Below are 20,527 nucleotides of genomic sequence, written 5' to 3' on the forward strand. Positions count from 1 at the left end.
CGCGCCGAGGCACGCACGGATGAGGAGATGGCCGCTGCCGTGCAGGGCATGTTCGGCCCGCAGGCGCGGGTCCCGGCCAGCGTTGTGAAAGAGGCGATCAGGCTTGGTTCGGTTTCCGGTCAGCGGGAAGAACTCATTGAAATCAGTTCACTGATTGTGCGTGACGGGACGCAGGGCGCGTTTCCCAAAACCATGCTTGAGGCGCTTTCCATGCCTGTTCATGTGGCCTGGGGCGCGTGCGATGCGGTTTTGCCCGCGCATCAGGCCGACGGGTTGCCGGAGCCGTTTGTCGTGCACCGCCTGCCGGGCTGCGGTCACATGCTGCCGGAGGAAGCACCGGCCGAAACGGCGCGCATTATCGCTGCGAGCCTTGGTGCGGGCTGACTGCAATATTCGGCTTTCTCATCGCGTTTTGCTTAAACTTGGCTTGTTTACGCCGCTTTCAGTAGCGGAACAAAACGTGATGATTTTCTGTTTTAGCCATGTTAACGATGGGTTAACGCTAAGTTTCGTCAGGAGTCCCGCCCATGAGTGAGGCTGGTCAGTCCGCCGTTTCGGTTACCAATGTGCGCAGTCTTTCAGACGCCATGCGCGAGATGAAGAACGCGGCTGCCGACAGGGCGGATGTGGTCGTCGACATGCGTGAGGCGAGCCGCACGCGGCTCGAGCTGCTGGCCCAGGAGCTGCAGCCGGTCTTCGCCGATGTGCCGGCGGACGATCCTTCCTTCGACTTTGCCATTTCTTCGGGAGAGCAGCCGAGACTATGGATCGATGCCGTCGCCCATGTGGCGATGGGACGGGATCGCCGGACCTACCGCTTCCTGCGCGACACGCGGCTTGGCCGGGTGGTCCTGGCCGAGAGCACAGATATCGCGCCGGTCGCGGATCAGGTCACCCGCTACATTGCCGAGCGTATGGTCGAGCGCCACCGCGCCATTGAGGGCGATGTCGAGGTGCTGCCGCGCCACAGCGAGACGGAAGAAGCGGTTGCGTCTGCTGCGCCTTACAGGAGCGCGTGGCGCGGCTTCTTCGGTGGTCTCGGGCTCGTGCTTCTGGGGGGCGTGGTCGGTGTCGTCACCGTTGCCGTCGCCATGTGGGACCGTTTTCCCGAACTGGAGACGCTTCTGTCCCGTTTCTGAAGCCACAAATTTTCGCCTCGTTTATCGGCTTACCCTGGGTTGAAGGGGCCGATTGCGAGTGATTGTTATGAAGTTTCTGTTTTTTTGCGCCCTGTTTCTGACTTCCGTGGGTATTGCCTGTCTGGCTGCTGTGGTCAGGATCGGCAGCTACGTCGATGCAGAAGGCGTTCTGCATGAACCGTTTGCCCTGATGGAGCTTGGCGCCATGTCTCTGGCGCTTGGCGTGGCTGTCGGAATAGTTTGTGCCGGCACCGCCGTGTGGAGGAGGCGGCTTCGCACGTCCTGAGCGTGGTCAGCCGACCTGCTTCTCGCCGCTGAGCAAGGCCCCTGAAACCTCTCCGATCGTGCCATTGCCATCGGTGACACCGCGCCGGGAGAAGCGGACTTCCCAGCCGCCTGGCGCTCCGTCGATTTCGAACAGATTGTAATGCGCGGGCGGCTTGGCGCTCCCATGGGCCTGACCGGCAGCGGCAACACCCACCACAGGCACTGTTTCTCCATTCGGCCCATCGATGCGATGCACGGTCGGCTTGTGGGTGTGCCCGTGCAGCACAAGCTCGGCACCGTGCTTGCGGATAAGCTTCTGGAACCGTTTGATGCCATAGAGCCGTTTCGCTGCGTGGGTCGCGCCGCGTACCGGAGGGTGGTGGATCATGATGACCCGGAAAAGCCCGGCCTCCCTCGTGGCATCGAGCATCTTTGCAAGCTGTTTGGCCTGTGCCCTGGAGAAATGTCCGCTCGCCAGAAAAGGCGCGGTGGCGCGTGCCGAGGAAACGCCGATGATGGCGATCCTGTCGCGCACACGCAGATAGGGGAAGCCACCCTTGCCTTTCGGCTGCCTGCCGTCATCGCCGGTCATATAGGCCGCCCAGGCGCGGCAGCAGCGTGCCAGCGCCCCCGGCACATAGGCGTCGTGATTTCCGGGCACCACCGAAACCTTGTCCGCCGGGCCGAGACTTTCCAGCCAAAGCCGCGCCATCTCGATCTCCTTGTCGAGTGCAAGGTTGACGAGATCGCCGGTAAGCGCAATGTGATCGGGCGCGGCCGCCAGCATGTCGTCGGTGATACGGTCGATCAGCCCGTGGTCGAGATTGAGCCGCCGGTTGCGCCGCCAGTTGATGTAGCCGGTGATGCGCTTGGAAGCGAGCTCCCGATAGCTTATGGCGGGGAGAGGCCCCAGATGGATGTCGGAAAAATGCGCGAGGCGAAACATGCTTCGTGTGTAGAACACGTAAAACGCCCTGACCACCCCACAGGATGCAGCATATGAACGTAACGATCCCGCAGCGCCCCTGGCCGCCTCTCAGCGCCCGGCTTTTCCATTTCTGGCTGCGCCTGAGCCGCCCCATGACACTGGGCATGCGCGGGGTCGTCTACGATCAGGAAAACCACGCGGTGTTTCTGGTGCGACACACCTATGTGAAGGGCTGGCACTTTCCCGGCGGTGGGGTGGAGCCCGGCGAGAGCACCGAAGCGGCCCTTGCGCGTGAACTGGTTGAAGAAGGCAATATCGAGCTTCTCGCACGGCCCGAACTAAAGTCTTTTCACTTCAACCGCATGGCCAGCAACCGCGATCATGTGGCGGTTTATCTGATCACGCGTTTCCGCCAGACACACCCGCATGTGCCTGACCGTGAGATCGCCGAGGCGCGGTTCTTCCCGGTGGACGCATTGCCCGCCGGCACCAGCGAAGGCACCCGTCGCCGCATTGCCGAGATATTTGAGGACGCGCCCGTCTCGGACGAGTGGTAGCGCGCGCCCTGGCGTGTGGCAAATTCAGGCTGCCTTCGCCAGCCGGTTGCGATTGTGCGGGGCCGTCAGGTCAAGTTCCGGCCCAAGAGGCACCACGCCGCTCGGGTTGATCGTCTTGTGGCTGCCATAGTAGTGCGCCTTGATGTGCAGCAGGTCGACCGTCCCGGCCACGCCCGGCACCTGGTAGAGCTCGCGCAGATAATTCGACAGATTTGGATAGTCGGCGATGCGGCGCAGGTTGCACTTGAAATGGCCGACATAGACCGGATCGAAGCGCACAAGCGTGGTGAAGAGCCGCCAGTCGCTTCGCTCAGCCGGTCGCCTGCGAGGTAACGCTGGCGTGAGAGCCGCTCTTCAACCTGATCGAGTGCTGCAAAGAGTGCTCCGAACGCTTCTTCATAGCTTCCTGCGTTGTCGCAAAGCCTGCCTTGTACACGCCATTGTTGATGTTGTCGTAGACAAGCGCGTTGATGCTGTCGATCTCGCTGCGCAGATCTTCGGGGTAGAAGTCCACACTTGCGTCACCCCATTCATCGAACGCCCCGTTCAGCATGCGGATGACTTCTGCCGACTCGTTGGAGACGATGGTTTCCGTCTTCTTGTCCCACAGCACTGGCACCGTGACGCGACCGGAATAGCCTGGGTCTGCCTTTGTGTAGATCTGGTGCATGAAGTCGAAACCGTAGAGGTCGTCGCCCGTGGCGCCGTCCTCCTTCAGGAACGTCCAGCCGTTCTCGCCCATGAAATGATGGACGACCGATACGGAAATCACATCTTCCAGCTTCTTCAGCCTTCGGAAGATCAGTGTGCGGTGTGCCCAGGGGCAGGCAAGCGAGACATAGAGATGATAGCGACCGGGTTCGGCCCTGAAGCCGCGCTCGCGGCCTTCTGCCGGCGCGCCGTCCCTTGTGACGAAATCCCTGAATTGCGACCTGGACCGCTCGAAGCGGCCGCCGGTTTTCGACGTGTCATACCACTTGTCATGCCAGACACCTTCAACGAGCAAACCCATTCAAAAACTCCTTTGTTTGCGCCGGATGTAGGGCATCGGCCCTGAAAACCCAACCGTTCGGAGCGTAAACGCTGCGTCAACAATTTCGTTTCAGCGGCAAAGTTGCAGTGGACGGGCCAGGAAAATGCTGGTAGCGAAAATTCCATTCAGCGAGGAAAATGCACGGCAATGACCCGGTTTCTGGTGGAGCGACGACGAAAGGACTGAAGGCCCCTGGTATGGGGCAGGCGCGCCCGTGGCCGCCTCCACCTTTCGTAGACCACCGGATAACTGATCATGTCTTCTGCCGACATTCATTACCTGCCGGAAGAGCCGGCCCACGACGCTGAAATCGAACTCATCAACGAAGAAGCCTTCGGCCCCGGCCGTTTCACGCGCGCTGCCTATAAAATTCGAGAGGGCGGTCCGCATGACCGGGCACTCTCCTTCGTGGCCGTTCATCAAAACCACGTCATCGCCTCGGTTCGCATGACATGGATCGCAGCCGGCGAGGGGCGGGCGCTCCTGCTCGGCCCGCTTGCGGTGCGGCCCGCCTTCAAGAGCATAGGCATTGGCCGCAAGCTTGTGGCCATTGCCGTCGAGGCCGCGCGCGAAGCCGGCGCGGGCTCGGTCGTGCTGGTCGGCGATGCCCCTTACTATGGCCCGCTCGGCTTTCAGAAAATTTCCTACGGCCAGCTTTCCATGCCGCGCCCCGTCGATGCAGAGCGCCTTCTGGCCGCTGAACTGCAAAAGGGGGCGGTGGCGACGCTGAAGGGCGACGTTACGCACGCCGCACTTGCAAGATAATCTCGACTCTGGGAACTAATTGTGGAATACAGATCGCCTATTGATAGGTGAATTGTGATTATATTTGTTATTGTAGAAATTTGTACAGAGAAGAATAAATGCGTTATTTCATAATATTTTCTTGCGCTTCTCTCCTTTTGACAGGATGTCTTTCTCCCGAACCCTACAGCGTGGAGCAGCGCGGGCCGGGCGCACTGACGGGGAGCGCCACCCCGCCACCCTATGTGAAGGGCGGCTTTCCGGGAAAAGAGCGCCTCTGCGAAACACGGAACAGCGCCGGCGAGCCGGTGACCTACAATTGCTGAATCATCCGGCTTGGGCGCCGGCGTTCAGCGCCCCTCGCGATACCACATGGCGCCAAAAGCGAAGAGCAGCAGCGCCAGTGCCAGAAGCCCGGTGAAGACAGGAACCCGGCGCACGGCTTTCAGGATGCTGTCATCGGTGGTTCTGAACCCGATCCAGTCATTGCCCGATGCGCTGCCGGTGCGGCGCACGGGTACGATATTGGGCAGGTCGTTATCGGCAATTCTGCGCACCGAGCCGCCTGTCGCATCGGCGGCCGGTGCAAGCTTTTCCTCCGTGGAGATCATGTCGCCGAATTCCGGCGCGTTCACCGGTCCCACATGGGCGAGCGTTGTCAGATCGCCATTGGCGATGCTGTAGATGCCTATTTCATTCGTCTCCAGGCTTGTGGAGAAGCGGCCGGGCCCGGCGGGGCCGAGCTCGGCCGACAGCGTGTTCCCGGAAGGCGTGGTGATCTCGGCCTGCGGCGCGCTTTGGTCCATTGTCTGGCGTGTGATCTCGAGCCGCATGCCGCGGCCGGCGGCCGAAAGGCGCTCTTCTTCGAGCTCCGGCTCCTTCATCAGCCAGTGGGCAATGCGGCGATAGAGCGCCACATGCGGGCCGCCGCCCTCGAATCCGCGGGCCCACAGCCAGCCCTGATCGGAGAGGAACATGCCGACACGACCCTCGCCCTTGCGGTTCAGAATGAGAAGCGGCTGCTCGTTGGCTCCCTGCATCACCACCTGACCGTCTGGCCGGTCGATGCCGATCAGGCGGAACCAGCGGCTCCAGGCGGGTGGCTCGGACGCCGCACCTTCGAGGCCGCGCGTCACCGGGTGGCGTTCGCCCGTCTCGGTCAGGCGCGGATAGAAACCCTGTTCCACCACGTCGCCTGTCGGAAGGCCGGGCAGGGCAGCGATCAGTGGCGTGCGGGCGATGGACTGGTTGCCGGCGAATTCCGGGCCCGCCGCGATCAGCAGCGCACCGCCATTCTCCACATATTCGGCGATATAGTCGTAGTAGAGGATCGGTAGCACATCGCGGTGCTGGTAGCGGTCGAAGATGATCAGGTCGAAATCGTCGATCTTCTCGACAAAGAGTTCGCGCGTGGGAAAGGCGATCAGCGAAAGCTCGTTGATCGGCGTCCCGTCCTGCTTTTCCGGCGGGCGCAGAATGGTGAAGTGAACGAGATCCACCGAGGCGTCGGATTTCAGAAGATTGCGCCATGTGCGCTCGCCCGAATGTGGTTCGCCCGAAACCAGCAGTACGCGCAGATTTTCGCGGATGCCGTCAACGAGTGCGACTGCGCGGTTGTTCACATCCGTCAGTTCCCCCTCGACGGGGTCTATGGCCAGTTCGATGATGTTGCGACCGGCATTCGGCACGTCGATCTCGAGCAGCGTCTCGCGGCCGATCAGCGCCTCTTCGATGAAGAGCTCCTCGCCATTGATGATGACGCGGACATCCACCGGCCCGCGCTGGTCGCCGGTGGCAATGACCCGATAGGTCATTTCCAGCGGCTTGCCGACAATGCCGAAACGCGGCGCGCGTTCGAAGCGGATGCGGCGGTCCATCTCGTCGGCCTCGCCGGTGATCAGGCCATGGATCGGGGCGCCGAGCGCTGCCGCATTATCGGGAATGTCATGCACCTGCCCGTCGGTGATCAGAACCGCGCCGCCAACGCGGGAGGGGGGCACGTCACGCAGCGCACTGTCGAGTGCCTCGAAAAGATGCGTCTGTGCGTTCTCTGTTGCCGAGGAGGTGCGCCCGGTGCGCACCACACGGGTTTCGAATTCCCGGAAGCGGGCGAGTCTTGCCTCCAGACCGGCAGCCGCTTCGTCGGTCATGGCGCTGCGACCGTCGATGGTGGTCTGGCTCTGGCTCTCGTCGACCACCACGGCCACCACACTTTTGAGCGGTTCGCGCTCTTCATCGAGAAGCACGGGATTGGCCAGCGCAGCGCCAAGTGCTGCCAGTGCTGCAAGTCTGAGCCACGCGCCGCGCTGCCGAGTCCACAGCCCGGCGAATGCAAGGAGCGCCACGGGTATCAGCAGCGCCGCGAGAACGGGCCAGGAAAAAAATGGTTCGAAACTGAGCGACCAGTTCATGCTATTGCCCCAGCCGTTCCAGCAGGACCGGCACATGCACCTGGTCCGATTTGTAGTTGCCCGTGAGCATGTACATCATGATGTTGACGCCCGCGCGATAGGCATAAAGGCGCTGCAGCGGGTCGTTGGGCACGGTCGGCAGAAGCGGTTCGCCGCTGGCGTCCAGCGCCCACGCCCCGGCCAGATCGTTGCCGGTGATCATGATTGGCGTTACCCCGTCGCCCACCCGCACAGGCCGGTCGGTGCGGGTGGAGGAATCGAGCGATGCTTCCACCCAGAGCGGGCTGCCGCGATAGCGCCCCGGAAACTCCGGCAGGATGAAGAAGGATTTCGTCAGCACGTGGTCGTCCGGCACCGGCTCCAGCGGCGGCACGTTGAGGCCGGAAAGGATATCGCGCAGGCGCTGCGTGGCCGGTGTCACGGCATCCGAGCCAAACCCGCTCGAATACTGGTCGCGCGTATCGAAAAGAACCGTTCCGCCAGACTGCATGTAGGCGTCGATACGGGCGATGGCCTCTTCGTTCGGCATCGGTGCGTCAGGGTCGATGGGCCAGTAGATCAGGGGATAGAAAGAGAGTTCATCCGTAGCAATGTCGACGCCGGCGGGAGCGCCCGGCTCCAGAGCCGTTTTGGCGGCGAGAAAGGTCGACAGCCCCTGAAGACCGGCGCGGCTCGTGGCGTCGACCGAGGAAAGTCCAGTGATGACATAGGCTATGCGTGTCTGCGAGATCGCCTCGATCGCATCCGCCTCGCCGGCGCGCTCGTCCTGCGCGCGGGCTGCATCCGGTGACATCATGGCAAGGGTCAGGGCGATGGCCAATAGGGTGGCCGCACCCTTCGCCAGTTTCGGTTTGCGGCGCAGCCGCCCCCCGAGCCAGAGTACGGCGAGTGTGTCGAGCGCCAGAAGGGCAAGGGCTGTAGCAAAGAGCGGGCCTTTCAAAGGCTGCTGCTCGTCGAGACCGTAGGAAATGGCGCTGATCGGGGCAGAGGCCTCGGGTCGCGTGATCGGGATCAGCTCCGCGTCGGGCGCAAGCAGATTGTGCGCCACCACGCCTTCCTCACTGCCATAGAGGCCGGGGGATGTTTCAGTGTCACGGCGTTTGTGTTTGGGGTAAGAGGCTCGGCCTCGCCGGAGGGCGGCACGAGGCGCCCCTCCGCCGAAATCAGGCGATACGGTGCAAGCGCTCGCCCGCCTTCTGCTCCCGTATTGTTGAGCGCCCCTTGATTGCGGGAGAGCTGGACGATCCTGCGCAGCATTTCCACGAAACTGCCGGAAATCGGCAGGTTCGACCAGGTGGCTTCGGGCGTTACGTGAAAGAGCACGATCTGGCCTTCTCCGCGCGAAACGCCGGTGACCAGTGGTGTGCCATCGGCCAGGTTTGCCCAGCTCCGCTCCACGATGTCGGGCGAGGGTTCGGCCAGAACCTGCCGGTTCACCGTCACGTCGCGCGGTGGCGCGAGATCGGAGAAGGGACCATTGGGCGGAAATTCCGCCACGGGCTGCGGCTCGGTCCAGGAGAGCGCACCGCCCAGTGAACGTTCACCCAGCCTGAGGCGCACGGGCAGAAGGTCTTCGTCATTGTCGGCAGCAGCCAGACGCGGTCCGGCAAAGCGCACCAGCGTGCCGCCGCCGTTCACCCAGTCGATCAGCGCCTGACGCGGGGCTGCCGGCAGCGTACCCACATCGGCGATGACGATGACCGCCGGGTTTTGCTCCAGAAGCTCCGGCAGCGCTTCCGTCAGTTCGGCGCTGGAAGGCTGCATGAGGTCCGCGAAGGGCGCGAGCGCCCGTTCGATGTAGTAGAGCGGCGAAAGCAGTGGCTGCGCCTGATCGGCCTCGCTCTGCGAAATCAGGCCAATGCGCCGGCGTTTGCTGTTTTCATCGAGCACGCGCAGGCCGGCGGCCTGATTCTGGCCCTCAATACCCACGGACACGAAGTCGTTTCGCAGCTCGAAGGGAAGACGCACGGCGCCCGTCGCCCGGGTTTCGCCCGCGCCGAACGTGATTGTCGTTTCGGCTATGCGGCGGCCCCGGTCGTCGCTGGCAAAGGCGACCGCTTGGCGGGGACCGGTGTCGCCCGCTGCGCGCGTCGCCGTCACTTCGAAGGCTTCCGCCATGTTCTGCGCATCGGTTGCGGCAAGCAGCGAAAGCCGTTCCGGTTCAGCCCAGAGCACTTCGGCAGGCCCGCCGGAGAAAAGCTCGGCGAAGGCCGCTTCGTCACCGCTCATTGCCAGCCCGTCGGATAGCACTGCGATTGCCGCACCCGGAAAATCGGAAAGCACTCCTGCCACGCGTCCAAAAATCGCCGGCCGGTTGGCCGGTACAGGCCGTGGCTGCGCCGCGTTCAACCGCTCCAGAGCGGTGTCGGCATCGAAGGGCCCGATCTCCTGGTTCTGCTCTTCCGCAGTCAGCGCCAGCACCACGGGCTGTTCATTGGCGCGGGCGTCTTCGATCAGGCGCGATGCGGTCGCCACGCGCTCCTCCCAGTCGGGTGCCGAAGCCCAGCCATTGTCGAGAACGATGGCGAGTGCCGTTCCTTCGCCGGCTGTCTTTTCGCGCGGGTTCAGCACCGGATCGGCCAGCGCCAGGATCACCAGCGCGGCAAGCAGCAGTCTGAGGAGCGTGAGCCACCACGGGCTCTTGTGCGGTGTCTCTTCGCGTTTGGCCACGCGCGCCAGAATTTTCAGCGGTGGAAAGGTTTCCGTCTGCGGGCGTGGTGGAGTGAGGCGTAACAGCCACCAGATCACCGGCAAGGCGATCAGGCCCCACAGCAGAAACGGTTGTGCGAAGGTCAGGGAGAACCAGTTCACAGGCCGCCCTCCGCGCCAAAGCCCGCATCCGCGCTCATGGCATTGTGCACGGTGACCAGCGCCTGTGCGGCAGGTCGGTCCGTGTGATGCACGGTATAGCTCCAGCCAAGCCGCTTGCACCAGCCGGCCATTTCCTCGCGCCGGGCGATATAGAGCCGGCGGTAATCGTCGGCCAGCATTTCGGCACGTCCCGCCGTCAGCTTCTCTCCGGTTTCAGGGTCGGCAAACTCGGTGCGCCCGGCATAGGGAAAGCTTTCTTCCGCCGGATCGGCGATTTCGATCAGATGCGCGCGCGCGCCGCGGCTCGCAAGCTGGTCGAGCCAGGCGATCGTTTCTTCCACCGGGTCGAGAAAGTCGCTCGCCAGCACCACGTCGGAGAAACGACGGATCTGCAAAAGGTCGGGCCGGGCGGGCAGGTCGGGCGTGTGCAGGAGTTGTGCGGCCAGCCGTTCGGCGCCGTTGCGGGCTGAAAACGGGTCGGTCACGCCGGGCCAGGCGATCCGTTCACCGCTGCGTGACAGAAGCTCGGCCAGTGCAAAGGTCAACACCAGCGCCCGCGCTTCCTTGGCTGTCGGCGCCAGCGAAGACTGATAGAGCATGGATGGTGAAGGGTCGGCCCAGAGCCAGACCGTGTGGGCCGCCTCCCATTCGCGGTCGCGCACGTAGAGATGGTCGTCACGCGCCGAACGTCGCCAGTCGATGCGTGAGACCGCTTCACCCTCCACATAGGGGCGGAACTGCCAGAAATTCTCGCCGATGCCGCGCTTGCGCCGTCCGTGCCAGCCGGCAATCACATTGTTGGCCACGCGCCTTGCATCCACCAGGAGGTCGGGCATCAGCGCGGCCCGCGCGCGAGCACGGACCAGCGCATCGCTCGATGCGACCGGTGTGGAAACTTCGCCGATCTTTGCATCAAGATCCTATCTGGAGCACGAGGCCCATCAGTCGAGCGCTTTTACGAGACGCCGGATCACATCGCGCACCGTCATGCCCTCCGCGCGCGCTGCGAATGTCAGCGCCATGCGATGCTGGAGTACGGGCTCTGCCAGTGCCCGCACATCGTCCACCGAGGGTGCCAGCCGCCCATCATAGAGCGCGCGGGCACGGGCGCACAGCGTCAGTGCCTGGCTGGCGCGCGGGCCGGGGCCCCAGGCCACGTGGCGGTCGGTGTCGGGGTTGCCGACGCCGGGTCTCGCCGTGCGCACCAGTTGCAGAATCGCATCGACCACGCTTTCGGGCACTGGCATGCGGCGGATCAGCACCTGGATTTCCTTCAGCCGTTCCGGCGAGAGCGTGTTTTCCGCCTCGGCCTCATCCACGCCCGTTGTCTCCAGAAGGATGCGCCGTTCGGCCTCGATCTCGGGATAAAGTATGTCCACCTGCATCAGGAAACGGTCGAGCTGGGCTTCCGGCAGGGGGTAGGTGCCTTCCTGCTCCAGCGGGTTCTGCGTTGCGAGCACATGGAAGGGTGAGGGCAGGTCATGCCGGTGGCCGGCCACGGTCACGTGATACTCCTGCATCGACTGCAAGAGCGCCGACTGCGTGCGCGGGCTGGCGCGGTTGATCTCGTCGGCCATCAGAAGCTGCGAGAAGATCGGACCGGGCAGGAAGCGGAAGGAGCGTTTGCCCTTCTCATCCTGCTCCATCACTTCCGAACCCAGAATGTCCGAGGGCATCAGATCCGGCGTGAACTGGATGCGCCGTGCGTCGAGGCCGAGAACCACGCCCAGCGTTTCCACCAATTTGGTCTTGGCGAGCCCGGCACCCCGACGAGCAGTGCATGGCCTCCGGCGAGGATGGCCACAAGCGTGCGTTCCACCACTGCTTCCTGACCGAAAATGACCCTGCCGACGCCCTCTCGCACTTTTGCGATGTCGGCCAGCGCGCGTTCCGCCGCGGCGATCATCTCCTTGTCGCTCAGGGGCTTCTCGCCCGGCATCTGGTTTTTGGAAACAATGCTCATGCCGTCTCGATCCTTGTTGAAGCCCCGCAGGGTGGCCCCGATGTGGCCCGGGAGCGTTGGGGGAGCGTTCCGGGGCCGGTAACGGATCACGCGGCACGTGCATGAAGCGATTCGTGCCGTCACGTCCCTTTGGCAAATTTAAAACACTGAACAAGGCTGACAAGCGAAACAACAGTGACTATTTCGTGACCATGGACAATGAAAAGAGCATGAGCACATCAAGTCTCGCATCGGCCGGAGACGCTGTCAGTCTCGAGGCGTTGATCGCCCGCGCTGCCCGCGCCGGCAAGGGTGTGCCCCCCGTGGAGCGCTGGAACCCCGCCTTTTGTGGCGATCTCGACATGGAGATCAGGGCGGACGGCACATGGTTTTACATGGGAACACCCATAGGCCGCCCGGCACTGGTGCAGCTTTTCTCCTCCGTTTTGCGCAAGGATGAGGACGGCAAAACCTATCTTGTAACTCCGGTGGAAAAAGTCGGCATCCGCGTCGAGGATGCTCCATTTCTTGCCGTCGAGATGGTTGTGAGTGGGGCGGGCGACCATCAGGCGCTGACTTTCCGCACCAATGTGGGTGATGTGGTTGAAGCCGGTCCGGACCATGAACTGCGGTTTGTGGATCAGCCCGAAACCGGCGGACTGAAGCCTTATCTGCATGTGCGCGGACGGCTCGAGGCGCTGGTGGCGCGGTCCGTCATGTATGACTTGGTGGAAGCGGGTGAAGAGATCGAGGTCGACGGGCAGGCGATGTTCGCCATTCGCTCGCGCGGCTCCGTTTTCCCCGTGATGCCCGTTGCCGAACTGCACAGGCTGTCGCAATGACCATGACAAGCCCGCCCAAAACCCTGTTTTCGGCCGAGGAGTTTCGCCGTCGCGCCGCGCGTCAGCAGGGGCCTGCGGGAGCGCAGGATTATGGCGATCACAGCCTGAACCCCGACCTGCGCGAGATGATCGTGCGGCCGGGTCTGCGAGATGCGGCGGTGCTCATCCCGGTTGTTGACCACGCTGGCGGTGCGTCGGTTATCCTGACCCAGCGCACGCAGGCGCTGCGCAGTCACTCCGGCCAGATTGCCTTCCCCGGCGGGCGTATCGATCCGGAGGATGCTTCGCCAGAGGCGGCGGCGCTGCGCGAGGCGGACGAGGAGATCGGTCTTCTCCCGGGTGCAGTCGATGTGGTCGGCCGCATGCCTGATTATTCCACCGGCAGCGGATACCGCATCGCGCCGGTGCTGGGCATCGTGCAGCCGGGTTTTGATTTGCACATCAACCCGGATGAGGTGGATGCCGCCTTCGAAGTGCCGCTCGCTTTCCTGATGGATCCCGCCAACCACCGGCGCGAGAGCCGTCTGTGGCAGGAGAAGGAGCGGTTCTATTACACAATGCCATTCGGCGAGCGTTTCATCTGGGGCGTCACGGCGGGCATCATTCGCACTCTTTACGAAAGACTTTATGCTTGATGGACAAGCGGTTGATTTCAGATTCGAAATGGCTGGCCGACGAAAAGCTCCAGACGCTGCTTGCCGCTCTTTCCACCGATGGCGAGGAAGCGCGCATCGTCGGCGGGGCGGTCCGCAACACGCTGCTTGGCCAGACCGTGACCGACATCGACATCGCCACCACCACGGAGCCGGGTGAGACCGTGCGCCGCGCACGCAGCGCCGGCTTCCGCACCGCGCCCACCGGCATCGATCATGGCACCGTCACGGTGATCGCCGACGGTCGCGCATGGGAGGTGACGACACTGCGGGCCGATGTGGAAACCGATGGCCGTCACGCCAGCGTCACCTTCGGACGCGACTGGCGCAACGATGCGGAGCGGCGCGATTTTACGATCAATGCGCTCTACGCCCGCGCCGATGGCGAAATTGTCGATCTGGTCGGCGGTTTGCCGGATCTGGAAAACCGCACACTCCGCTTCATAGGCGATGCCGATACGCGCATCACCGAGGATTATCTGCGCATCCTGCGGTTTTTCCGCTTCTTTGCCTGGTATGGCCGGGGCCGCCCCGATGCTGCGGGATTGAAGGCCTGTGCGCGTCACCGTGACGGGCTGGAGCGTCTGTCTGCCGAGCGCGTCTGGGCCGAGCTGAAAAAGCTCCTGTCCGCGCCCGACCCCTCACGCGCGCTCCTGTGGATGCGCCAGACCGGCGTGCTGACGAAAATCCTGCCGGAATCGGAAAAGTGGGGCATCGACACGATTGGCCCGCTGATCGAGGCCGAGCAGACACTTGGCTGGCAGCCCGACCCGCTTCTGCGGCTGGCCGCGATCATTCCGCCCTATGAGCCCGCATAACCGAACTTGGCAGGCGCCTACGCCTTTCCAATGCCGAAAAGGCGGCGCTGGAAGGGTGGGCGGAAGCGCCTTCGCCTGCGGCGAACCTGGATGAACGCGGATTCAGAAAAATTGTCTACAGGGCTGATGCAAAAGGTCTTTCCCGGCGTTTGAAACTGGCGCTGGTCAGCGCCCGCGCGCGGGCTTCCGAAGATGACGGGGCGCTGATGGAGCTGCGGGCTACACCCGTCTCATGAAGCTCGCCGATGCATGGGAAAAACCCTCATTCCCGGTCAACGGAAACGATCTGGCAAAGCTCGGTCTGGAAAAGGGAAAGGCGGTCGGGGAGGTGCTCGCCCGGCTGGAGGAGGAGTGGGTCGCCTCGGATTTCTCGTTGAAACGCGACGCGCTGCTGGAGCGCGCCGCGGCAATGATCTCGTCCGCCGGCTGAGATCGCCGGCGGGATACGCATGGTCAGGCCGCGTTGCGGGATTCAGCGATGCGCGAGCGGATGGCCTCCACCATGCTTTCGCGGATCACGGTTTCACCGTGGGCCTCGCGCATATGCTCGGCTGCCCGACGGATGACTTCCGCCTCCTCCTCGTGGCGTGTGTGCCACTCGCAGCCTGGAACGAGCGAGCCGCAATGAAATTCCTTCATGAGACTGTCCTCCTGTTCTCAGTTTATGCGTGCCATAGACTATAACACGGAATGGGGCGAGAGGTTGCCGGTGACAATAATCGTGATCCTGTCGTGCAGGCCTTACCGTAAGGACAACCGTTATTCCGCCAGCATTTGCGCGATTTCGTCTCGCAGCCAGACCTTGAAGTCACGCACTCTGGCGGGCTCCGGCCGGTTCTGCGAGGTGATCAGCCAGTAGCTGAAGCGCGTTGTCGCCCGCTCGCGGAACGGGGCGACAAGCTGTCCGGCGCGGAGCGCATCATGGGCGAGCGTGTGCCAGGCGAGCATCACGCCCTGGCCGGCAATTGCCGCATCGAGGCATAGCGCGGCATCGGTGAACGTATCGCCTTCCGCCAGATCCCGTTCGTCCAGGCCAAGCGGTTTCAGCCACACATCCCATTCGATGTTGGAATTGGCGTCGCGGATGATCGGCGCGGTGAGCACGTCTTCCGGCGTTTCGAGCGCTTTGGCAATCGAGGGCGCGCAGACGGGAAACACTTCCTGCGGCAGCAGGTGTTCCACCTTCACCCCCGGCCAGTTTCCCTCTCCGACGCGGATTGCGAGGTCGATGTCCGTGCTGTCGGGGTGGGCCAGGCCGATGGCCGCTTCCAGCCGCAGCTTGGTCTCCGGATGCGCCCTGGTGTAGCGCGTGAGCCGCGGCACCAGCCATTTGGAGGCGAAAACCGGCGCCACAGAAATCGTCAGGACCGAATCCGTGTCATGCCGGGTCATTGCGACCGCCGCATCGAGCGTGTGAAAGCCGATGCCAAGCCGCTCGATAAACTGCCGACCGAGCGTCGTCGGACGAATGCCGCGGCCCGTCCGTTCAAAGATCGCCGCGCCAAGCTGCGCCTCGGTCTTGATGACCTGCTGGCTTACGGCTCCGACCGAAACGCCCAGCTCCTCAGCCGCGGCACTCAGGGAGCCGCATCGCCCGACCGCTTCCACGGCGCGCAGTCCGTTCAGATGAACCCTCGGCAGATGTTTCATATAGTTTTTCTAAAACATCCCGCAGGCAATCTCCATTGAAAAGGTGCGGAAATGGCGTGATTTTGCCTGCAGAAAACTCCATTCCTCGCAAAAGGGAATGCAATGATACAGTTTTTCTGGATAAAATTTCAGGCTTTCAGCGTCCGCTACCGGCAGGCCCGAACAGCGCTGGAGGAAGCTGAATGGCAGGACGATCCGCTGGCCCATCCGGCGCTTCGTGCCATGTCGATGCGGGAACTGGCCGATCTGCCTATGCGCAATCTCGACCGGATGGCGAAAGGAGAGGCGGCCACGCTCTACGCGCCGCCGCCTGCACTTGCCGGAACGGCTACTCCGCCGCCATCCGCCCGCCGAGAAAGCCGCCGGACTGGCGCTTCCAGAGCTGGGCGTAAAGCCCGTCACGTTCCACCAGCGCCTCATGGGAGCCTTCCTCCACAATGCGACCCTGGTCCAGCACGATGATCCGGTCGAGCGCGGCGATGGTGGAAAGACGATGCGCCACGGCGATCACCGTCTTGTTCTCCATGAGGCGTTCCAGATTCTCCTGAATCACTGCCTCGATCTCCGAATCGAGCGCCGAGGTTGCCTCATCGAGAATGAGGATCGGCGCGTTCTTCAGCATCATGCGGGCGATGGCGATGCGCTGGCGCTGGCCGCCGGAGAGCTTGACGCCCCGTTCGCCCACCACCGCGTCATAGCCGGTGCGGCCCTTCGGGTCCGACACATCGAGGATGAACTCATGGGCCGAGGCGCGCTTTGCCGCGGCGACAATCTCCTCGTCGGTGGCCTTGCCCCGGCCATAGGCGATGTTGTCGCGGATTGAGCGATGCATCAGCATGGGCTCCTGGCTCACCACGCCGAACTGGGCGCGCAGCGAGGCCTGTGTCACCTGCGTGATGTCCTGCCCGTCGAGCAGGATTTTTCCATGCTCGGCCTCGAAGAGCCGCAGCATCAGGTTCACGATCGTGGTCTTGCCGGCGCCCGAAGGGCCGACCAGCGCCACCCGCTCGCCTGGCTTGATGTGCAGGTCAAGCCCCTCGATGATGCCGCTTTCCTTGCCGTAATTGAACGTGACGTTGTCGAAACGGATATCGCCTTTTGCACGCTCCATTTCCAGCGCGTCCTCCGCATCGCGGATTGCCGGCTCCACCGAAACCACCGTGGTGGAATCCTGCACGGTCGCGTAATTGCGGATCAGTCCGTTGATGTTGAACATCATCCAGCCCGACATCTGGTTGAGACGGAAGACAAGGCCCATCGCGGCCGCGATCTCACCGGTGGTGATGGCGCTGTCCAGCCAGCGGGACACGGCAAGAACGAAGATCGCCGCCATCATGAAGCCGTTGACGATGGCAACCGTCACGCGCACACGGGTGATGGCGCGCGTCAGTGTCTGCACGGCGCTCAGGAAATGCGCCATGCCCTCGCGCACATAGGAGTGCTCACGCTGCCCGCTGTCGAACAGCTTGACCGCCAGAATGTTTGTAAAAGCGTCCACCATGCGCCCGTTGAGGATCGAACGCTGGTCCGCCGTGCGGCGGCCTGCCCGCCGCAGCGGAGGCAGCAGGTAGCGGGCAATCGCCACATAGGCCACCAGCCAAAGCAGGACCACCAGCCCCATGAAAGGGTCGAGCACAGTGAGGATGGAAGCGGCCAGCACCACGAAGGTGAGGAAGCTCCACATGGTCTGCAGAACGTTGATGATGAAATCGCCGGTCGCCTCGCCGCCCTGGAGAATCTTCGTGGCGATGCGGCCTGCAAAGTCGTTCTGATAGAATTCGTAGGGCTGTTCGATCACACGGCGGAACGCCTGCCAGCGCACACGCTGATAGAAGGCCGGGGCGATGACCTGCTCTTCGAGGATCGTGTTGCCGATGATCACCACCGCGCGGATCACCAGGAGCAGCACGAGAAAGGCCGCGAGTTTTTCCCAGTGTTCGGCGATCAGCGTCTGCGGCGAGGAAGAATCCAGAAGATCGATCAGCCAGCCGAGCGCCCAGTAAAGTCCTGCGTCGACGGCGCCCATCAGGCCGCCGGCAATCAGAAGAAGGATAAAGGGCCATTTGGCCTGTCGGGCGAAGAACAGGATGAACTCATGCGCCTTGACCGGCAGCACGGAGCGCCCGGTGTCGCCGAAGGGGTCGATGACCCCTTCGACACTGCGCCAGAGGCTTTCCGATCTGGGCGGTTCTCTGCTTTTCTCGTCTTTGTTCATTCTGCTGCCTCACTCACTTCCAGATCGAGGAACCCGCCGGACTGGCGCTGCCAGAGGCCCGCATAAAGCCCGCCGGCGGCCACCAGCTCGTCATGCGTGCCTTCCTCGACGATCCGGCCTCTGTCCATCACCACGAGGCGGTCCATGGCGGCGATGGTGGAGAGCCGGTGAGCGATGGCGATCACCGTCTTGCCCTCCATCAGGCGATAGAGGTTCTCCTGGATCGCCGCCTCGACTTCCGAATCGAGCGCCGAGGTCGCCTCGTCGAGAATGAGGATCGGTGCATCCTTCAGCATGACGCGGGCGATGGCAATGCGCTGGCGCTGGCCACCGGAGAGTTTTACGCCCCGCTCGCCCACATGGGCATCGAAGCCCCTGCGGCCCTTCGGGTCGCTCAGCCCGCCGATGAAGCCCATCGCCTCCGCGCGCCTGGCTGCTTCCAGCATCATCTCCTCGGTTGCATCGGGGCGGCCATAGAGGATGTTGTCGCGCACCGAGCGGTGAAGCAGGGAGGTGTCCTGAGTCACCATGCCGATCTCGGCACGCAGCGAATCCTGCGTAACCCCGGCAATGTCCTGCCCGTCAATCACGATGCGGCCACGCTCCAGGTCGTAGAAATGCAAGAGCAGGTTGACCAGCGTCGACTTGCCGGCGCCCGAGCGTCCGACCAGCCCGACCTTTTCGCCAGGTTTGATGGTCAGTGACAGATCCTCGATCACACCGCCTTTCTTGCCGTAGTGAAAGCCGATTCCGTCGAACTCGATCCGGCCTTCGGGCACCGCAAGCGCTTTTGCGCCGGGCCTGTCTTCGACCAGCCTCGGCAGCGAAATCGAGCTGATGCCATCCTGTACGGTGCCGACATTCTCGAACAGTGCCGTCAGCTCCCACATGATCCACTGCGACATGTTCCAGAGACGCAGAACGAGGCCAATGGCGACCGCGACCGCACCAACGGAAATTTCCCCGGCAATCCAGAGAGTGATCGACAGATAGCCCACGCCCACAAGGCAGGCCGAGTTCAGGAAATAGAGAAGCCCGTAAAGGCTCGTGACATACCGGAACTGGGTGTAGACGGTCTGGAGAAAACCGTTCATGCCGTCGCGCGCATAGCCGGCCTCGCGCTGCGCGTGGGAGAACAGCTTCACCGTCTGGATGTTGGTGTAGCTGTCCACCACGCGCCCCGTCATGACCGAGCGTGCGTCTGCCTGCTTCTCGGCAACCTTGCCAAGCGCGGGATGAAGTAGACCATCAGGCGATGTAACCACCGAGCCAGAAGAGGATCGGGAGTGACAGCCGCCAGTCGGCCGAGGCGGTCAGAAACAGGATTCCGACGAAATAGATCACAACATAGTTGAAGACGTCGAAGGTCTTGACCACGCATTCGCGCACCGCCAGCGCCGTCTGCATCAGCTTGGTGGCGATGCGGCCGGCGAACTCGTCCTGATAAAAGTTCATCGACTGCTTGAGCAGGTAGCGATGCACCTGCCAGCGGACGCGCATGGGGTAGTTGCCCATCAGAATCTGGTGGTTGTTGAGGCCGGTAAGCAGGATCAGCCCCGGTAGGATCAGAAGAATGAAGCCTGCCATGCCGATAAGACGCAGCCCTTCCTCGTCCAGGAATGTGGCCGGGTCACGCCCCGACAGCCAGTCGACAATGTCGCCCAGGAAGGCAAACATCCAGACCTCGGCGAGCGCGATGGCCGCCACGAGAAACGTACCCAGCAGCACATAGGGCCACGCGCCCTTCGTAAAATGCAGGCAGAAGGCGAAGAACGTGCGAGGCGGTTCCTGCGGCTCCTCCGCGGGGAAAGGCTCAAGTCTTCGTTCGAACCATTGAAACATTGTCTCAGGCGTCTTTCATTTTTGTTCCCGCAAACGTGATGTCTTGATTCACGTTTGCGGGTTAATTGTCTGTTTTACATTTGCTTTTCCGCGGGCGGCGGCTGGCGGGAAAGCGGTGCCTTTCGGCTATCGATGGCCCTTGCGCGGCACGGATGCCGCGGGGCTGTTCGTTCGTGTCTTCCCCGGTCCCTTCAAGGGGCCGGCGCTCGACAGAGGTGGTTGCCCGGCAGCGCCCTTTTTCAGGGCTTGATTATGCGGCGGATCCGCGGGCTTGCCGAGAGCGGCCTTGAAGGCTCCTGAAAGCGATGTGGCAGGAGCGGTGTCATTTCCACGCTGCAGCGCGGAGGCGGCCGGGTCGGCTTTGGCGAAACTTGTCGTGCGGGGCGTGATGCCCCCGTTGGGAAAGCGTGCAGTCATGATGCAAATCCATTGTGTCAACCGGAAGAAACGGTCGGCGGATTCGCTCGTTTGCTGCTTTGCCTGTCGTGAAAAAGCTGAAGAACGAAACCCGCCGTCAGGCCTGGTACGGCGCGTGGTCCACGGGCGCAGGCCGGCGAAGGAGGTAAGCATCTTGATGTCCATTGCCGCCTCCAGCGGTTTTCGTTGATGGGACGCACCTTATAACGACAGCGGTCGGATTTGACCAGAGCGTCTGTGTGCGCGGCAACCATTGAG

At 62.9% G+C, this 20,527-nt stretch carries 14 protein-coding genes and 6 pseudogenes; 8 read left to right on the plus strand and 12 right to left on the minus strand.

Features of this window, described 5'->3' with window-relative positions:
* The 3 genes and pseudogenes from JCM21793_RS29495 to JCM21793_RS13590 form a co-directional block, all read left to right on the plus strand.
* Window positions 1-384 (plus strand): annotated as a pseudogene (locus JCM21793_RS29495) (alpha/beta fold hydrolase); the annotation flags it as partial.
* A gap of 143 nt (window positions 385-527) precedes the next feature.
* Window positions 528-1,139: a hypothetical protein gene (locus JCM21793_RS13585; RefSeq protein ID WP_025030729.1), complete on the plus strand. Its 612-nt coding sequence runs from the start codon at window positions 528-530 to the stop codon at window positions 1,137-1,139.
* A 67-nt stretch (window positions 1,140-1,206) separates the two neighbouring features.
* Window positions 1,207-1,425: a DUF3955 domain-containing protein gene (locus JCM21793_RS13590; RefSeq protein ID WP_007008738.1), complete on the plus strand. Its 219-nt coding sequence runs from the start codon at window positions 1,207-1,209 to the stop codon at window positions 1,423-1,425.
* A gap of 6 nt (window positions 1,426-1,431) precedes the next feature.
* Here JCM21793_RS13590 and JCM21793_RS13595 read toward each other — a convergent pair whose 3' ends face one another.
* The gene (locus JCM21793_RS13595; protein WP_025030730.1) at window positions 1,432-2,352 is read right to left on the minus strand and encodes a metallophosphoesterase family protein; all 921 of its coding nucleotides are present in this window, start codon (window positions 2,350-2,352) and stop codon (window positions 1,432-1,434) included.
* A gap of 53 nt (window positions 2,353-2,405) precedes the next feature.
* On the opposite strand from JCM21793_RS13595, the gene JCM21793_RS13600 reads away from it, so the two are divergent.
* Entirely contained in the window at window positions 2,406-2,891 is a 486-nt protein-coding gene (locus JCM21793_RS13600) for an NUDIX domain-containing protein (protein WP_007008739.1), read from the plus strand.
* 24 nt (window positions 2,892-2,915) lie between these two features.
* On the opposite strand, the pseudogene JCM21793_RS25915 reads toward JCM21793_RS13600, so the two are convergent.
* Window positions 2,916-3,903 (minus strand): annotated as a pseudogene (locus tag JCM21793_RS25915) (glutathione S-transferase family protein).
* Window positions 3,904-4,179: 276 nt separating this feature from the next.
* Here JCM21793_RS25915 and JCM21793_RS13610 point away from each other — a divergent pair.
* Window positions 4,180-4,689, plus strand: a complete 510-nt coding sequence (locus tag JCM21793_RS13610; RefSeq protein WP_025030731.1) for a GNAT family N-acetyltransferase — start codon at window positions 4,180-4,182, stop codon at window positions 4,687-4,689.
* A 329-nt stretch (window positions 4,690-5,018) separates the two neighbouring features.
* Here JCM21793_RS13610 and JCM21793_RS13620 read toward each other — a convergent pair whose 3' ends face one another.
* The 4 genes and pseudogenes from JCM21793_RS13620 to JCM21793_RS25925 form a co-directional block, all read right to left on the minus strand.
* Window positions 5,019-7,079, minus strand: coding sequence for a glutamine amidotransferase (locus tag JCM21793_RS13620; protein WP_025030732.1), 2,061 nt, complete (start codon window positions 7,077-7,079; stop codon window positions 5,019-5,021).
* Window position 7,080: 1 nt separating this feature from the next.
* Window positions 7,081-9,890, minus strand: a pseudogene (locus tag JCM21793_RS25920) (DUF4159 domain-containing protein).
* Window positions 9,887-10,726 carry a DUF58 domain-containing protein gene (locus JCM21793_RS13630; protein WP_025030733.1) on the minus strand — a complete coding sequence of 280 codons (840 nt, stop codon included), beginning with the start codon at window positions 10,724-10,726 and terminating at the stop codon, window positions 9,887-9,889. Before JCM21793_RS13630 ends, JCM21793_RS25920 begins: the two are co-directional and overlap by 4 nt.
* Window positions 10,727-10,831: 105 nt before the next feature.
* A pseudogene (locus JCM21793_RS25925) lies at window positions 10,832-11,853 on the minus strand (AAA family ATPase).
* 209 nt (window positions 11,854-12,062) lie between these two features.
* On the opposite strand from JCM21793_RS25925, the gene JCM21793_RS13640 reads away from it, so the two are divergent.
* From JCM21793_RS13640 to JCM21793_RS25930, 3 genes and pseudogenes are all read left to right on the plus strand, one after another.
* Complete coding sequence (locus JCM21793_RS13640; RefSeq protein WP_007008745.1) at window positions 12,063-12,674, plus strand: DUF1285 domain-containing protein; 612 nt, start codon at window positions 12,063-12,065, stop codon at window positions 12,672-12,674.
* Complete coding sequence (locus tag JCM21793_RS13645) at window positions 12,671-13,309, plus strand: CoA pyrophosphatase (RefSeq protein ID WP_007008746.1); 639 nt, start codon at window positions 12,671-12,673, stop codon at window positions 13,307-13,309. The genes JCM21793_RS13640 and JCM21793_RS13645 overlap by 4 nt, the downstream gene beginning before the upstream one ends.
* Window positions 13,309-14,575: pseudogene (locus JCM21793_RS25930) on the plus strand (CCA tRNA nucleotidyltransferase). The gene JCM21793_RS13645 and the pseudogene JCM21793_RS25930 overlap by 1 nt, the downstream one beginning before the upstream one ends.
* 23 nt (window positions 14,576-14,598) lie before the next feature.
* Here the strand turns inward: JCM21793_RS25930 and JCM21793_RS13655 are convergent.
* From JCM21793_RS13655 to JCM21793_RS13680, 6 genes and pseudogenes are all read right to left on the minus strand, one after another.
* Entirely contained in the window at window positions 14,599-14,784 is a 186-nt protein-coding gene (locus JCM21793_RS13655; RefSeq protein ID WP_007008748.1) for a DUF1059 domain-containing protein, read from the minus strand.
* 120 nt (window positions 14,785-14,904) lie between these two features.
* Window positions 14,905-15,795: a LysR substrate-binding domain-containing protein gene (locus JCM21793_RS13660; RefSeq protein WP_025030735.1), complete on the minus strand. Its 891-nt coding sequence runs from the start codon at window positions 15,793-15,795 to the stop codon at window positions 14,905-14,907.
* A gap of 9 nt (window positions 15,796-15,804) precedes the next feature.
* Window positions 15,805-16,002, minus strand: a complete 198-nt coding sequence (locus JCM21793_RS13665) for a hypothetical protein (RefSeq protein WP_025030736.1) — start codon at window positions 16,000-16,002, stop codon at window positions 15,805-15,807.
* A 121-nt stretch (window positions 16,003-16,123) separates the two neighbouring features.
* Window positions 16,124-18,010 carry an ABC transporter ATP-binding protein gene (locus JCM21793_RS13670; RefSeq protein ID WP_025030737.1) on the minus strand — a complete coding sequence of 629 codons (1,887 nt, stop codon included), beginning with the start codon at window positions 18,008-18,010 and terminating at the stop codon, window positions 16,124-16,126.
* Window positions 18,007-19,852 (minus strand): annotated as a pseudogene (locus JCM21793_RS25935) (ABC transporter ATP-binding protein). Before JCM21793_RS25935 ends, JCM21793_RS13670 begins: the two are co-directional and overlap by 4 nt.
* Window positions 19,853-19,978: 126 nt before the next feature.
* Entirely contained in the window at window positions 19,979-20,434 is a 456-nt protein-coding gene (locus JCM21793_RS13680) for a hypothetical protein (RefSeq protein ID WP_025030738.1), read from the minus strand.
* Window positions 20,435-20,527: the final 93 nt, after the last annotated feature.

Origin of the sequence: Nitratireductor aquibiodomus NL21 = JCM 21793 (assembly GCF_000615975.1) — a bacterium.
In the GTDB taxonomy this organism is placed as follows: Bacteria; Pseudomonadota; Alphaproteobacteria; order Rhizobiales; family Rhizobiaceae; genus Nitratireductor; species Nitratireductor aquibiodomus.

Bases quoted from the DNA above. Each gene is read 5' to 3' on its own strand.
- JCM21793_RS13585 (WP_025030729.1), top strand. From the start codon at position 528: ATGAGTGAGGCTGGTCAGTCCGCCGTTTCGGTTACCAATGTGCGCAGT.
- JCM21793_RS13590 (WP_007008738.1), top strand. From the start codon at position 1,207: ATGAAGTTTCTGTTTTTTTGCGCCCTGTTTCTGACTTCCGTGGGTATT.
- JCM21793_RS13595 (WP_025030730.1), bottom strand. From the start codon at position 2,352: ATGTTTCGCCTCGCGCATTTTTCCGACATCCATCTGGGGCCTCTCCCC.
- JCM21793_RS13600 (WP_007008739.1), top strand. From the start codon at position 2,406: ATGAACGTAACGATCCCGCAGCGCCCCTGGCCGCCTCTCAGCGCCCGG.
- JCM21793_RS13610 (WP_025030731.1), top strand. From the start codon at position 4,180: ATGTCTTCTGCCGACATTCATTACCTGCCGGAAGAGCCGGCCCACGAC.
- JCM21793_RS13620 (WP_025030732.1), bottom strand. From the start codon at position 7,079: ATGAACTGGTCGCTCAGTTTCGAACCATTTTTTTCCTGGCCCGTTCTC.
- JCM21793_RS13630 (WP_025030733.1), bottom strand. From the start codon at position 10,726: ATGCCCGACCTCCTGGTGGATGCAAGGCGCGTGGCCAACAATGTGATT.
- JCM21793_RS13640 (WP_007008745.1), top strand. From the start codon at position 12,063: ATGAGCACATCAAGTCTCGCATCGGCCGGAGACGCTGTCAGTCTCGAG.
- JCM21793_RS13645 (WP_007008746.1), top strand. From the start codon at position 12,671: ATGACCATGACAAGCCCGCCCAAAACCCTGTTTTCGGCCGAGGAGTTT.
- JCM21793_RS13655 (WP_007008748.1), bottom strand. From the start codon at position 14,784: ATGAAGGAATTTCATTGCGGCTCGCTCGTTCCAGGCTGCGAGTGGCAC.
- JCM21793_RS13660 (WP_025030735.1), bottom strand. From the start codon at position 15,795: ATGAAACATCTGCCGAGGGTTCATCTGAACGGACTGCGCGCCGTGGAA.
- JCM21793_RS13665 (WP_025030736.1), bottom strand. From the start codon at position 16,002: ATGGGCCAGCGGATCGTCCTGCCATTCAGCTTCCTCCAGCGCTGTTCG.
- JCM21793_RS13670 (WP_025030737.1), bottom strand. From the start codon at position 18,010: ATGAACAAAGACGAGAAAAGCAGAGAACCGCCCAGATCGGAAAGCCTC.
- JCM21793_RS13680 (WP_025030738.1), bottom strand. From the start codon at position 20,434: ATGGACATCAAGATGCTTACCTCCTTCGCCGGCCTGCGCCCGTGGACC.